This is a genomic window from Herbaspirillum seropedicae, from assembly GCF_001040945.1.
Lineage (GTDB): Bacteria > Pseudomonadota > Gammaproteobacteria > Burkholderiales > Burkholderiaceae_D > Herbaspirillum > Herbaspirillum seropedicae.
Genome location: NZ_CP011930.1, coordinates 3,271,484 through 3,285,420, shown reverse-complemented (window position 1 = coordinate 3,285,420; position 13,937 = coordinate 3,271,484). Strand labels below are relative to the sequence as shown.

Here is a 13,937-nt window from a genome sequence, read left to right as displayed (position 1 = left end):
GGTGGCCTTGCTCAACGTTGTGCTGCCGCCCAGTTCACCACCTCCTTGGCAAGCTGGTCACAAGCCTGGCCGAAGGCGCTGACCACTTCCGGCACCTTGCTGCCATCGACGGCGCGTTGGATGGCAAAGCGCTGGCTTGCCAACTGCTGGCGATTGGCCGTGTCGATCAGGCGCGCGTCATAGACGATCACTACCGTCGGCACGCCGTGGCGATACTCGGTCTGGAACGCGCTCAGAGCGCCGTCGAGCTCGATGTCTGCGGCGATATTGCCGGTATCGGACGAGAGCCGCTGGTAGCGCCCGTCGGCGCGGAAGGCTTCCAGCAGCCGATCCCGCCACAGCAGCGGAGCCGCATCGCTCCAGCGCACGCCCGCATAGGACTTGATCACGTCGCCCTCGGGCAGCACCAGGATGCGTTCGCTGTCGATGCTGCGGTTGGCGTAGGGCGTGGCGATGCGCAGGGCGCGCAGCCTGATGTCGCCAGCTGTCGTGGATGCCTGGGCTGGCATGGCCGTGGCGGTGGGCAGGCGATAGACCGCCTGTGGGTCCGGCTTGGGCAGGATGGAGCAGGCCGCCAGCATCAGGCTGGCAGCGACCAGGCTGGTGCGCAGCAAGAGGGTGTTCATGGTTGGAATTCCTGGACATTGTCGTGGCCCAGCAGATAGGCGCCGGGATTGCTTTCCAGCTTGCGGCTCACCGCCCGTACCGAGGACAGGGTGGCGCGCAGTTCGGCGATGGCCGGTCCGATCTCGGCCACGCCTTGCGCGCCATTGTTCAATGCGGCCTGGTTCTGCTGGATCAGTCTTTCGACTTGCTGGCTGCTGGCGGCCAGCGAGCGCATGGCTTGTTGCAGGTTACTCATTGCATCATTGCCGCGTGTGGACAGCAACTGGTTGGCGCTCTGCATGGCCAGGTTGGCCTGGCGCGCCGCTTCGGCCAGTTCCTGCATGGCGGCGCCGGCGTTGTTGCGCTGGGCGGCCAGGGTGCTGGTGAGTTCTTCGAGATGGGCCAGGGTGGCGTTGAGGCGGCGCGCATTGTCGGGGGCCAGGAATTGCTTGGCGTTGATCAGCACTTCATTGACATTGCCCAGCAGGTCTTCGCCATTGGAGAGCAAGGCCGACAGCGGCGAGGGCGAGGCGATGATGACGGGATCGCTGCCATCCTTGGATTCCAGCCTAGGACTCTGCGGCGAGCCATTGGTGAGCTGGATCAGCGCGGTGCCCGTGATGCCCGCCAGGGCCAGCTTGGCGCCGGTGTCTTCCTTGATGGGTGCGCGGCCCACCACGCGGATGCGTGCACGCACCTTGCGCGGATCGGCCGGGTCCAGGCTCAGGCCGACCACGTCGCCCACCTTGATGCCGCTGTACTGCACCGGGCTGCCGCGCGAGAGGCCGCTGACGGCTTCGTTGAAGATGACGGTGTAGTAGTCGACATCGCGGTCCTGCCCGGCCTTGGTCAGCCACAGGCAGAATCCCAGCGCGCCCAGGGCGACCAGGATGGTGAAGAGTCCGATGAGGACGTGATGTGCACGCGTTTCCATTACGGTTGTCCTTGCGTTGGGTGGGCGCGCAGCGCGGCCAGGCTGGCGGCGCGGCCACGCGGGCCCTGAAAGTATTGGCGTATCCAGGCGTCGTCATAGGCGGCCACCGCCTCGATGCGGTCGGCCACCAGCACGCGCCGGGACGACAGCACGGCGATGCGGTCGCAGATGGCGTAGAGCGTATCGAGGTCATGCGTGACCAGGAACACGGTCAGTCCCAGGGCATCGCGCAGGGTCAGGATCAGGCGGTCGAAGGCGGCCGCGCTGATGGGGTCCAGCCCGGCCGTGGGTTCGTCCAGGAACAGGATGTCCGGGTCCAGCGCCAGTGCCCGCGCCAGGGCGGCGCGCTTGATCATGCCGCCGGAGAGGGCGGCCGGATACTTGTCGCCGGCGGCGATGGGCAGGCCCGCCAGGGCCAGCTTCATGGCCGCCACGCCGCGCGCTTCGTCGGCGTTGAGGCCGCCATATTCGGTCAGGGGCAGGGCGATGTTTTCCAGCACGGTCAGGGAAGAAAACAGTGCGCCCTGCTGGAACAGCACCCCGAAGCGCCGTTCATAGCCAGAGCGTGCTTCGCTGGACAAGGCCGTGAGGTCTTGCCCGAATACCCGGACCTCACCCGCTGCTGGGCGCAGCAGGCCGACGATGCTGCGCAGCAGGACCGACTTGCCGGTGCCGGAGCCGCCGACTACGCCCAGGATCTCGCCGCGCCGCACCTGCAGGTCCAGTTGCTCATGCACGACCTGCGTGCCGAACTGGTTGCGCAGGCCGCGTACCTCGATGATGGGATCGACGCCGTCGCCACCGCGGGTGGCAGGCGCATGCTGTGGCCTCACCATCCCATCTCCATGAAGAACAGGGCGGCCAGCGCATCCAGCAGGATCACCACGAAGATCGACTGCACCACGCTGGAGGTAGTGTGCTGGCCCACCGACTGGGCGCTGCCGCTGACCTTGAAGCCTTCGTTGCAGCCGATCACGGCCACCACGAAGGCGAACAGCGGGGCCTTGACCATGCCCAGGATGAAGTGGCGGATGCCCACGTCCTGCTGCAGCAGCGACAGGAACATGGTCGGGCTGATGTCCAGCGACAAGGCGCAGACCATGGCCCCGCCAAACAGTCCCGAGAGCATGGCAATGAAGGTCAGGGCGGGCATGGCCACCAGCAGCGCGATCAGTCGCGGTAGCACCAGCAGCTTGATCGGGTCCAGCCCGAGGGCGCGGATGGCGTCGATCTCTTCATTGGCCTTCATCGAGCCGATCTGGGCGGTAAATGAACTGGCCGTGCGTCCGGCCATGAGGATGGCGGTCAGCAGCACCGCAAATTCGCGCAGGAAGGAAAAGGCCACCAGGTCCACCGTGTAGATGCTGGCGCCGAAATTGGCCAGCACGGTGGCGCCCAGGAAGGCCACCACCGCCCCCACCATGAAGGTCAGCAGGGAAACGATGGGCACCGCATCCAGCCCGGTCTGCTCGATCTGCGCCACCACCGCGGTCACACGCCAGCGCGAGGGACGCCAGAACGAGCTCAAGAGCGTCTGCAGGCACAATCCCATGAAGCCCAGCAGCCCCAGCGCGCAGGCGCGCAGGCTCAAGGTGGCCGCACCCACCCGCTCCAGCATGTCGGTGATCCAGGCCTGGCGCGGCGGCGCGGGCTTGGGCATGGCAATGGCCTTGGCTTCGGCCACCACGGCCAGCAGCGCGCGCCAGGCCGGGGCGAGGGTGCTGTCGGCCTGCGTCTGGCGCAGGGCGGCAGGTACGCCCAGCAAGTCCACCAGCAGTTTGGCGCCCACGGTATCGAAGGCGCTCAGTGCCGAAAACTCCAGGACCGTCTGCTCGCCCAGGGCCGGGCGCGCCTGGGCGATCTGGCGCGACAGTGCGCGGTAGTTGCGCAAGGTCCAGTCACCTTCCACGTGCAGCACGGGAGGGGAGGCAGAATCGAGGCGGAAGCTGGCGTTGTTGTCCAAAGCGGTCAATTTTTCATCAGTCAGTGCCAAGTATTGCATGAGGGCAGGGCAGTGCGCCAGCCGTGGGGTCAAGTCGCCACGCCGCCTGCGGGACTATCCCAAGAGGTAATTGTCGCGGCACGGGCGGCGCTTCTACCATGCCGGTGCTGTGCCAATCCCCCTCGATGTGCAGAAAGCGTCATTGACCTTTTCTGCACCATACCCTCTTTCATCCTCAGCGGTGATTCCCATCGCCGCATGTCCTGTCCATGAAAAAAATCTCACTCAGCTTGTGCGCCTATGCCTTTGCCCATGCGGCCCTGGCGCAATCTCCGGCAGCTGCCAGCGCGGCCAGTTCCTCCAGCGTCACCGTCTATGGCGTCATCGACATGAGCCTGGTCTATACCAGCAAGGTCGGTCCCGATAATGGCAGCCGGGCCAGCCTGGACTCGGGCGACGCCATGGCCTCCCGCATCGGCCTGCGTGGCCGCGAAGAATTGGGCGACGGCCTGGCAGCGATCTTCCAGCTGGAGACCGGCTTTGCCGGCGACGATGGCGCCATGGCCACGCCCGGTACCTTGTTCGACCGCAAGTCCGTCGTTGGCCTGGCCGGCCGTTTCGGCACCCTGACGGTGGGCCGCCAGACCGATTACCTGGAAGAGATCGGCCAGCAATACACGTCCTTCCAGATCTTCGGCGGTGGCGGCGTGCGCGCGGCCCACTTCAATAGCCTCGATCGCATCACCGGGGCGCGCAGCAACAATTCGCTGCGCTTCGATACGGCCGAGTACGGCGGCCTGCGCGGCAGTTTCTACTATGGTGCGGGCGAAGTGGCCGGCTCGACCAGGTCCGGGCAATCGCTGGGCGTAGGCGGCAATTTCCGTCGTGGGAACGTTGGCGTCGGCGCGGCCTATTTCCAGAGCAAGCTGGCGTCTGACGCCTTGCCGGCCCGTGCGGGTGATACGGAGCTCAAGACCTTTACCCTCGGCGCCAGCTACCAGGCCGGACCGGCCAAGCTGTTTGCGGCCTGGTCGCAGATCCGCCGCCCGACCCAGCAGCCGCTGGCCAGCAGCGGCCTGGTCGCCATCACCAGCGCCACGCGCGCCAATGTGCTCGATGTCGGCGTGGACTATGCGCTCGATAGCAAGCTGCACCTGCTGGCCAGCGTCATCCATGATCGCGCCGATCTCTCGCGGGCAGCCGGAGGCGCTACTCGTGGCAGCACTACCCAGGTCAACCTGGGCGTGGATCTGCTGCTCTCCAAGCGCACTGATGTCTATGCCATGGCCAGCCGCCAGCAGGCGCGCGACGTGCTCAATCCGGGCATCATCAGCGCGGCCTATTCTTCCGCTCCGGCCGATGACAGCAGCCAGAATGTGTTGCGGGTGGGCTTGCGTCACAAGTTCTAGCCCTCTGTGACACTCCCCTCTCGGCGCAGCCCATCCATTTGACCGGTTGGCGCTGCGCCGGATGATCGTGCGCAGCCTTGTCTCTTGGTGCAGAGGTGAAGATTTCTTCCGCCTGCCGATCAGAATATTTCTTCATATAGATCTCCCTGCATTTCGCCTGCCATTCCTCTGCCTTGCCAGAGGAAATCCATCTTTTTCCCTTTGAAGAATCGTTCACATCGCTTGGCGAAGCAAGGCCAGGCGGCGTGTGCGCGGCTGCGCGGAGGCGCACCTTTGTGCGATTGCTCGCGTTGGCGCGCTCCGATTCAATGGGGTCGGGAAAAAAAGATTGGCATCACAGGAAAACGACACCACCACTCCAATGGCGCGGGTACCGATCCTGATGAGGGCCAACAGATGATCACACACAGGGAGTTTGCCATGGCTATCACCATCACCATCAATCGTATGAGTACGCTGGCTTCAGCCAAAGCCTACGTGCCTGGCGGTTCGGGCGCTGCACAGCACGACGCAGCGGAAAGGAGGGAAGGGCTGGTCCGTGCCGGCCCCTTGGCCCTGTGGCTCCAGGGCAACCGGTGGCACGCCGTGGCGGCTGCGCAGGGTATCACGCCAACGGCGGCCTTTCTACCCTGGCAGGGCTGGAGCGCTGCGCGCTGGCGTACGTTCCAGCCCATCATCTCGTGTTGCCCGGTGCGTAGACCCGTAGTGCAGGCGCGTCATGAGTTGGCGGTGAACAAGCCGCACCAACAGAGCCTGCCAGTGGCGCTCGCCAGTCCTGCGGCGCCGATGAGCGTGGCGGCAGCAGCCAGCGGCCAGAGCGCCAGCGTAGCGGCAACACCATCGGCCAAGTCTGCGCAAGAGAGCGCACCCACGATCAAGCGTTTGCGTGCGGAGGACGCCATGGTCGTGACATCTGCTCCCGCCTGTCCTGCCACGCAGGATTGCCTGCTGCCCATTGCAGCACCGCTGCGCAGTGCAGTCCAGCCAGCCGATCCCGGCGGCTCCGGCAAGGCCGCTGCCAATCCGCCCAGCATCTGCCCTGTGGTGAACGTGACGCCATCGCCGTGCGACCAGACCGAGACGGTCTGGGTCCTTCCCGGCACGTCCGAATGCGTTCCCTTGTCGGAGGCGTTTCCACCGGGCGTGCAGATTTCCGTCAGCGATTGCGTCCCGGTGCCGCTGTCGACCCTGATCAAGCGGCTCTTCCCGGACCTGATCATCAAGCCTTCCCCGTCCGCCTCGTCGCCCACGCCTGCAGCCACACCTGCGCCCGCACCCTCACCCGTAGTGAGCACGGCGCCTGTGGCTACGCCGACGGTAGCCCCGGCAGGAGGCGCTACGGTCACCCCGGTGATCGCGCCGGCAAGTAAGCCGGTAATTGCGCCAATAAGTGCGCCAGTAAGTGCGCCAGCAAGTGCGCCGACAGTTACACCATCGGCCACCCCCGCGCCCACCCCCGCGCCTGCCTCCACTCCATCCGTCGCGCCATCGGTAGCGCCGGCGACCACGCCGCCAGTGGCGAGCCCGGTCACGCCGGCCGCCGCCCCTGCGCCGGCGGCGGTCGTTCCTGCGGCTGCCACGCCGGTACCCGCAACCGCTGCGGTAGCGGTCAAGCCGCTGGCGGCGCTGATCTCCATTCCCGAGGCTGTTCCCGTGGCCTCGCTGGCGCCGCCGCCAATACCTCAGCGCCCCGCAGGCAGCAAGGACAATAGCGGAAAGGACACGCTGGTAGGGACCACGGGCGATGACACCCTATGGGGCGGCGCGGGCAACGACACCCTGTTCGGCCGCGAGGGCAATGATCGTCTCTTCGGCGAAGACGGCGACGATCAGCTCCTGGGCGGCGAGGGCTTTGATCTGCTCGACGGCGGCGCCGGTGACGACCAGCTCTTCGGTGGCCTGGGCAACGACCAGATGTGGGGCGGCGATGGCGACGACACGATGATGGGCAGCGACGTCAGCAACACCGGCAGGCCGCTGCCGGCCGGGCAGACCGATGACGACATCATGTTTGGCGGCGCCGGCAAGGATGGCATGTTCGGCGGCGCCGGCAATGACCAGATGTGGGGCGGCGACGGTGACGATGGTCTCTACGGCAATGAAGGCGACGACAAGCTCTACGGTGAAGCCGGCAATGATCACATCTACGGCGGCAAAGGCAATGACGTCATCCAGGGCGGTGATGGTGATGACCTCATCTACGGCGACGACATGGAGTATTTCTGGATGCAGCCCGACACCACCGGTGGCGATGACCTGCTCTATGGCGGCGCCGGCAACGACAGCCTCTTCGGTGGCTCAGGCAATGACGTACTTGATGGCGGCAGCGGCAATGATAGCCTGGTCGGCGGGCTGGGGGATGACACCTATGTCGTCGATGGCGCCGGCGACACCATCAGGGAAGACGCCGACCAAGGGCATGACACTGTCGTCGCCTCTTGCTCCTACACGCTGGGCCGTAACCTGGAAGACCTGCGGCTGGCCGAGGGCGGCCAGTTCAATGGCACCGGCAACGCGCAGGACAACCTGATCACCGGCAACAGCCAGGACAACATCCTCGACGGTGGCCGGGGCGCGGACACCCTGATGGGCGGGACCGGCAACGACAGCTATTTCGTCGATGACGTCAACGACAAGGTCGTGGAGCAGGCCGGGGAAGGCGTCGATACCGTCTTCTCCCGCATCAGCACCACCCTGGGCGCCAACCTGGAAAACCTGACCCTGCTCGATAGCGCCACGCCGCAGCACGAGATCGTCAATGGCCGGGACATGCTGGTCTATGGCTATCCGCATTATGCCGAGCTGGATTATTCGCAGGGCGACGCCGTGGCCGGCTATACCGGCACCTGCGGCGAGACCAGCGTGGTCAACCTGTGCCTCATGGCCGGGCTGGCTGTCACCGAGGCCCAGGCGGTCAAGCGCGCCATCGCCAATGGCTGGTGCGTCACCAGTGGCGAGAGCCAGCTCGGCGGCAGCAATCAGTATGACCAGGTCGCGCTGCTGGCCAGCTACGGTATCCGCGCCAAGGCCGGCTATGGCTACGACGAGAAAGCCCTGGTCAAGGTGCTCAAGGAGGGCCGGGGTGCGCTAGTGTCGGTCAATGCGGGCAAGCTCTGGGACAACCCCGGCGCGGTGCAGCTGGGCAATGGCAACCACGTCATCACGGTCACCGGTGTGGTCTGCGACCCCGGCACCGGCGAGGCACAGGGCTTCTTCATCGCCGATTCGGGCCGTGGACGTCCGGAGGACGCCTGCCGCTACCTGAGCAAGGACGAACTGCGCAAGGTGGCCGACGTCACCGATGGCTACATGGTCGCCACCGTCGATCCCATCAAGGTCCCCAACGAAAACCTCGACGCCACCGGCAACGAGCTGGACAACGTCATCACCGGCAACCGCGGCGCCAACGTGATCCGGGGCGGGCGCGGCAATGACACGCTGATCGGCGGGGCCGGCAACGACACCTATGTGTTCGCCCGCGGTGATGGCCAGGACGTCATCGCCGACCAGGACGCCACGCGCGGCAATATCGATACGCTGCAACTGAGCGACCTGCGCCAGACCAATCTGTGGTTCAGCCAGTCTGGCAATGATCTGCGCATCGACGTGCTGGGCGGTAACGACCGCATCACCATCAAGGACTGGTACCAAGGTGGGAGCAGCGGCAGCGACAACCATATCGAACGCATCCGCACCGCAGACGGCAATACCCTCTACGACAGCGACGTGGACAAGCTGGTGCAGGCCATGGCCAGCTTCGCCCCGCCGCCGGCCTTGCAGAGCGAGTGGACGCCGGGGCAGACCAGCCAGGGCAAGGTCTTGCTGACCGTCACCCACTGAGACCCCTGCTGCAGGGGACTGCGTCCGGCATCCGTGGGCCGGACGCGGTGATTGCCACGGCGCCTGGTGCTGCGAGGCCGCCGTTGAACCACGTCATCATCCAATCGGGAAAGTATGAACGAGACCGACAAGGACCATCCGCCCGCTGACATCGACAGCGGCCTGCAGTGCCTGATGATGATGGCCAGGCTGCATGGCATTGCCGCCGATGCGCAGCAATTGCAGCATCGCTTCGGCCGCCAGCCCTTCGAGATGCAGACCATCTTGCTGGCTGCACGGGTGCTGGGCATGACCGCCAAGTGCCTGCACCAGCAGCGCGAACGGCTTGAACGCACGCCGCTGCCGGCGATCGGGATTGATCGCAATGGCCGCTTCTTCGTGCTGGCCAAGGTCGAGCAGGCCCAGGGCGAGAGCGCGCACGGCCAGCGCATCCTGGTGCAGCAGCCGGGACAGGCGCCGCAGGTGCTCTCGCAGCGGGACTTCGAGGCGCTCTGGTCGGGCCAGGTGATCCTCTTCACCAGCAAGGCCAGCTACGCGCAGGAGTCCTCGCGCTTCGACTTCTCCTGGTTCATTCCCGCTGTGGTGAAGTACCGCAAGACCCTGGCCGAGGTCTTGCTCATTTCCCTGGTGCTGCAACTGATCGGCCTGATCACGCCGATGTTCTTCCAGGTGGTGATGGACAAGGTGCTGGTCAACCACGCCATGATGACGCTCAATGTCATCGCCGTCGGCTTGATCGCCGCCACCGTCTTCGAGGCCGTGCTGACAGGTATTCGCACGGCCATCTTCGCCAACGCCAGCAGCAAGATCGATGTCGAGCTGGGCTCGCGCCTGTTCAGCCATCTGCTGAGCCTGCCCCTGAGCTACTTCCAGGTACGCCGCGCCGGTGACTCCATTGCCCGCGTGCGCGAGCTGGAAAACATCCGCAGCTTCCTCACCGGCAATGCCATGACGCTGGTGCTGGACATCATGTTTTCCTTCGTCTTCCTGGGCGTGATGCTGTGGTACAGCGTGAGCCTGAGCCTGATCGTGCTGGCTTCCATTCCGGTGTATGTGCTGCTCTCGCTGGTCTTTACGCCGCTCTTGCGCGAGCGCCTCAACGACAAGTTCAACAAGAGCGCCGAGAACCAGTCCTTCCTGGTCGAGACCCTGACCGGCATGGATACCGTGAAAGCCATGGCGGTGGAGCCGCGCTGGCAGCAGAAGTGGGACAAGCAGCTGGCCGCCTATGTCGCCGCCGGCCTGACCACGACCAACATCAGCCTCTTGGCCAGCGGTGCAGTGGGACTGGTGAGCAAGCTGGTGACGGTGGGCATCATGTGGCTGGGGGCGCTGCTGGTGGTCAAGAACGAGATGTCGGTGGGCGAGCTGGTGGCCTTCAACATGCTGGCCGGCCAGGTGGCCTCGCCCATCCTGCGGCTGGCGCAACTGTGGAACGACTTCCAGCAGATCGGCATTTCCATGAGCCGGCTGGCCGACGTGCTCGATGCGCGCACCGAGGTGGCGGGCAACCGCACCCGCTTGCCGCGTGTCAATGGCGCAATCAGTTTCGACCTGGTGTCATTCCGCTATCGCCCCGAAACGCCGGAGGTGATTCGCGGGCTGTCGCTGCAGATCAGGCCGGGGGAGGTGATCGGCATCGTCGGCCGCTCCGGCTCCGGCAAGAGCACCCTGGCCAAGCTGGTGCAGCGTCTCTACATCTGCGAGACCGGGCGCATCAGCGTGGATGGGCAGGATATCGCCATCATCGATACCGCCTCGCTGCGCCAGCAGATCGGCGTGGTGCTGCAGGAGAACACGTTGTTCTCGCGCTCCATCCGCGACAACATCGCCCTGGCCGATCCCTCCACGCCCATCGAGCAGATCATCGAGGCGGCCAAGCTGGCCGGCGCCCACGACTTCATCTGCGAACTGCCCGAGGGCTACGACACCATGGTGGGCGAGCAGGGCAGCGGCCTCTCCGGCGGCCAGCGCCAGCGCATCGCCATTGCGCGTGCGCTCATCACCAATCCCGGCATCCTCATCTTCGACGAAGCCACCAGCGCCCTGGACTATGAATCGGAAAAGATCATCCAGGACAACATGCGCCAGATCTGCGCCGGCCGCACCGTGTTGATCATCGCCCACCGGCTCTCGGCAGTGCGCGATGCCGATCGCATCATCGTCATGGAACGCGGTCGCGTGGCCGAGAGCGGCAGCCATGATGAACTGATCGACCTGCCCGGCGGCATCTACGCCCATCTGCACCGGCTCCAGGCCGGTCACGCGGGCCTCATCGAGGAGAGAACGGCATGAGCCTGCGTCATCGTTGGCAAGCCTGGACGGATCTGTGGCGGCGCTACCTGCGCGTGTTTGGTCATGCCTGGAGACAGCGCGGCCACTATCGCAGCGATTTCTTCAACAAGGACGAAGCCGAATTCCTGCCGGCGGCGCTGTCCCTGCAGGAAGCTCCGGACTCGCGCAGCCTGCGCTGGACCGCGCGGCTCTTGGTGGGGATGGTGATCTTTGCGCTGCTCTGGTCGCTGCTGGGGCGCATCGATATCGTGGTCAGCGCCAATGGCAAGGTGATCCCCTCGGCGCGCACCAAGACCATTGCCTCGGTGGATGTGTCAGCGGTGCGCGCCATCCTGGTCAGCGAAGGGCAGTTGGTCAAGGCCGGAGAGGTGCTCATCGAACTCGACTCCAGCAGCAGCGACGCCGAGCGCGACAAGGCTGCCGACGCGGTGGCCCAGGCGCGTCTGCAGGCCGCGCGGGCGCAGGCCATGATGGAGGCCATCCAGAACCTGCGTACGCCCGAGCTGGCGCAGGTGCCGGGCGTGGCGCAGGCCCAATGGGAAGCGGTGCGCAGCCAACTGGTGGCGCAGTACCAGGATTTCCGCGCCCGCCTTGGACGGCTCGATGACGAGATCAGCCGCTATGGCGCTGCCTTGAAACTGGCGACCCAGCGTGCCAGCGACTACCAGACGCTGGTGGCCGACCACACCGTGTCGCGCCATGCCTGGCTGGAGAAGGAGCAGGCCAGGGTGGACCTGCAAGGCCAGCTCGACGACGCCCGCAACCAGCGCGCCACCCTGGTGGCGCAGACCCGCAAGGATGCCCACGACAGCCGCATCGAGGCTGACAAGACCATCGAGGCATCGCAACAGGACCAGCGCCGCGCCGACGAGCACAGCAAGCTGCTCAAGCTGGTCGCGCCGGTCACGGGCACCGTGCAGCAACTCACCGTGCATACCATCGGCGGGGTCGTGCCGGCGGCGCAGCCGCTCATGCAGATCGTGCCGCAGGATAGCCAGATCGAAGTCGAGGCCATGCTGGAGAACAAGGACGTGGGCTTTGTCGAGATCGGTCAGGCGGCCGAGGTCAAGATCGACGCCTTCGACTACACCAAGTACGGCACCCTCCCGGCCAGGGTGGTCCACATCTCGCGCGACGCCATCCAGGATGAAAAGAAAGGCCTGCTCTACTCGGCCCGCATCGTGCTGGACCAGAGCAGCCTCATCGTCGATGGGCGCAAGGTGCAGCTCTCGGCCGGCATGGCCGCCAATGTGGAAATCAAGACGGGCAATCGCCGGGTCATCGAATATGCGCTCTCGCCGCTGATCCGGCACCAGAAGGAGGCTCTGCATGAGCGATGAAGCAGCGATACGCAAGGCCCTGGCCATCCTGCTGATCTGTCTGCTGGCCCCGGTTGCACCGGTGGCGGCGGCGGACACCGAGTCGCTGCGCATCGGCGACCCCTTGCTGGCGCGCCCGCCCGACCTGATCACCGGCAGGCTGCTGCCCGGCGACGACCAGCGGGTCGAGTGCGCCGCCTCGCCTTATGTAGCCGGCAAGGCGCTGAGCCTGGCCGACGCCATCGACCAGGCCCTGTGCCAGCAGCCGCAGATCCAGGCCGCCTGGGCCGCCATCAAGCTCCAGGCCGCCCAGTTGGGCGAGGCGCGGGCCGGCTACCTGCCCACCGTCACCAGCGGCGCCAGCAAGCTCAATAGCGCCACCCAGTACGAAGGCGGCAGCGGCCGACGTTCGCTCACCACTCTCTATGCCACGCTGACCTGGCGGCTGCTCGACTTCGGCGGCCGCAGCGCCAACCAGCGCGCCGCCGACGCCATGTTGCAGTCGGCTCTGGCCAGCCATGACGCGGCCGTGCAAAAGGCCCTGGCCAGCGTGGTCGCCAGCTACTACGAAGTGCAGAGCAGCAGCGCCAGCCAGCAGGCCCGCGAGAAGAGCCAGCAACTGGCGCGCCAGCTGCTGGAGACGGCCATCCGGCGCGAACAGCGCGGCGTCGGTTCCTTGCCGGAGACCTTGCAGGCGCGCACCTTCCTGGCCAAGGCCGAACTGGAGCAGGCGCGCGCCAGCGGTCAGCATAAGAAGGCGCAGGCCATGCTGGCGGCGGCCATGGGCCTGTTGCGCGAGGCCCAGGATGTCCCCGTGCTCACCCTGGTCCCCGAGCAGGAAGAATATCCGGACGGGCTGGAGCAGAACCTGCCGGCCTGGTTGCAGGCAGCGCGGCAATACCACCCGGCGATCCTGGCGGCGCGCGCCCAGCTGGAAGCGGCCCGCGAGAAATTGCAGGTGGCCCGCTCCGAAGGCATGCCCACGCTGGACCTGAGCGCCAGACAGTACGCCAACGGCCGCCCCAACCAGGCCGGCAACCGGGGCGACCGCGAACGCATGGTCGGTCTGAACCTGACCGTTCCGATCTTCGAGGGCTTTGCGCGGGACTACAAGGTCGGCGGCGCCCAGGCCCAGATCGAAGCCCGCGAGGCCGAACTGCAAGAGGTGCAGACCCAGGTGCTGGGCGATATCGCCAGTACCTATGCCGAGGCGATGACGGCGCTCAACAGCCTGTCCTCCTCGCGCAGGTTGCTCGATGCCGCGCAGGGCGCGGTGGATTCGGTGCGGCGCAAGTACGACGCGGGCGCCGCCGATATCGTCGAGATGCTCAATGCCCAGACGGCGTTGAGCGAGGCCGACCAGGAACGCGTCAAGGCCATGTCGGACTGGCGTTCGGCGCGCTTGCGACTGCTGGCCAACGCCGGTCGGATGGGGCGCTGGGCGGTGGCGGGTAACGCGCGCTGAGGCAGCGCCGGCGCGCTGTTGCGGCGATCGCCACAAGCACACCTTGGTGCGATTTACCGATGTGGACGACTGCGCTTCAATGGCAGTGGGACGCGCGATCCAGCTTGCGGGGAAGGGGCCGACAGCC

At 66.1% G+C, this 13,937-nt stretch carries 9 protein-coding genes; 5 read left to right on the top strand and 4 right to left on the bottom strand.

The features are described from left to right. Positions 1–11 precede the first annotated feature (11 nt). From ACP92_RS14440 to ACP92_RS14425, 4 genes are read right to left on the bottom strand one after another with little or no spacing between them, the layout of a single operon-like run. Positions 12–626: an ABC-type transport auxiliary lipoprotein family protein gene (locus tag ACP92_RS14440; RefSeq protein ID WP_013234852.1), complete on the bottom strand. Its 615-nt coding sequence runs from the start codon at positions 624–626 to the stop codon at positions 12–14. Next, on the bottom strand, positions 623–1,540 hold the full coding sequence (locus ACP92_RS14435) for an MlaD family protein (protein ID WP_013234851.1): 918 nt from the start codon (positions 1,538–1,540) through the stop codon (positions 623–625). Before ACP92_RS14435 ends, ACP92_RS14440 begins: the two co-directional genes overlap by 4 nt. Beyond that, on the bottom strand, positions 1,540–2,376 hold the full coding sequence (locus ACP92_RS14430) for an ABC transporter ATP-binding protein (RefSeq protein ID WP_013234850.1): 837 nt from the start codon (positions 2,374–2,376) through the stop codon (positions 1,540–1,542). The genes ACP92_RS14435 and ACP92_RS14430 overlap by 1 nt, the downstream gene beginning before the upstream one ends. Beyond that, entirely contained in the window at positions 2,370–3,542 is a 1,173-nt protein-coding gene (locus tag ACP92_RS14425) for an MlaE family ABC transporter permease (RefSeq protein WP_048348575.1), read from the bottom strand. Before ACP92_RS14425 ends, ACP92_RS14430 begins: the two co-directional genes overlap by 7 nt. A gap of 209 nt (positions 3,543–3,751) precedes the next feature. On the opposite strand from ACP92_RS14425, the gene ACP92_RS14420 reads away from it, so the two are divergent. The 5 genes from ACP92_RS14420 (at position 3,752) to ACP92_RS14400 (ending at position 13,810) form a co-directional block, all read left to right on the top strand. Beyond that, on the top strand, positions 3,752–4,891 hold the full coding sequence (locus ACP92_RS14420; protein WP_041310907.1) for a porin: 1,140 nt from the start codon (positions 3,752–3,754) through the stop codon (positions 4,889–4,891). A 420-nt stretch (positions 4,892–5,311) separates the two neighbouring features. Beyond that, the gene (locus ACP92_RS14415) at positions 5,312–8,731 is read left to right on the top strand and encodes a calcium-binding protein (protein WP_013234847.1); all 3,420 of its coding nucleotides are present in this window, start codon (positions 5,312–5,314) and stop codon (positions 8,729–8,731) included. A gap of 114 nt (positions 8,732–8,845) precedes the next feature. Continuing rightward, positions 8,846–11,026: a type I secretion system permease/ATPase gene (locus ACP92_RS14410; RefSeq protein WP_013234846.1), complete on the top strand. Its 2,181-nt coding sequence runs from the start codon at positions 8,846–8,848 to the stop codon at positions 11,024–11,026. After that, positions 11,023–12,366 carry an HlyD family type I secretion periplasmic adaptor subunit gene (locus tag ACP92_RS14405; protein WP_013234845.1) on the top strand — a complete coding sequence of 448 codons (1,344 nt, stop codon included), beginning with the start codon at positions 11,023–11,025 and terminating at the stop codon, positions 12,364–12,366. Before ACP92_RS14410 ends, ACP92_RS14405 begins: the two co-directional genes overlap by 4 nt. Beyond that, the gene (locus ACP92_RS14400; RefSeq protein WP_013234844.1) at positions 12,356–13,810 is read left to right on the top strand and encodes a TolC family protein; all 1,455 of its coding nucleotides are present in this window, start codon (positions 12,356–12,358) and stop codon (positions 13,808–13,810) included. Before ACP92_RS14405 ends, ACP92_RS14400 begins: the two co-directional genes overlap by 11 nt. The last annotated feature ends 127 nt before the right edge of the window (positions 13,811–13,937 follow it).

Bases quoted from the DNA above. Each gene is read 5' to 3' on its own strand.
- ACP92_RS14435 (WP_013234851.1), bottom strand. From the start codon at position 1,540: ATGGAAACGCGTGCACATCACGTCCTCATCGGACTCTTCACCATCCTG.
- ACP92_RS14400 (WP_013234844.1), top strand. From the start codon at position 12,356: ATGAGCGATGAAGCAGCGATACGCAAGGCCCTGGCCATCCTGCTGATC.
- ACP92_RS14405 (WP_013234845.1), top strand. From the start codon at position 11,023: ATGAGCCTGCGTCATCGTTGGCAAGCCTGGACGGATCTGTGGCGGCGC.
- ACP92_RS14410 (WP_013234846.1), top strand. From the start codon at position 8,846: ATGAACGAGACCGACAAGGACCATCCGCCCGCTGACATCGACAGCGGC.
- ACP92_RS14440 (WP_013234852.1), bottom strand. From the start codon at position 626: ATGAACACCCTCTTGCTGCGCACCAGCCTGGTCGCTGCCAGCCTGATG.
- ACP92_RS14430 (WP_013234850.1), bottom strand. From the start codon at position 2,376: ATGGTGAGGCCACAGCATGCGCCTGCCACCCGCGGTGGCGACGGCGTC.
- ACP92_RS14415 (WP_013234847.1), top strand. From the start codon at position 5,312: ATGGCTATCACCATCACCATCAATCGTATGAGTACGCTGGCTTCAGCC.
- ACP92_RS14425 (WP_048348575.1), bottom strand. From the start codon at position 3,542: ATGCAATACTTGGCACTGACTGATGAAAAATTGACCGCTTTGGACAAC.
- ACP92_RS14420 (WP_041310907.1), top strand. From the start codon at position 3,752: ATGAAAAAAATCTCACTCAGCTTGTGCGCCTATGCCTTTGCCCATGCG.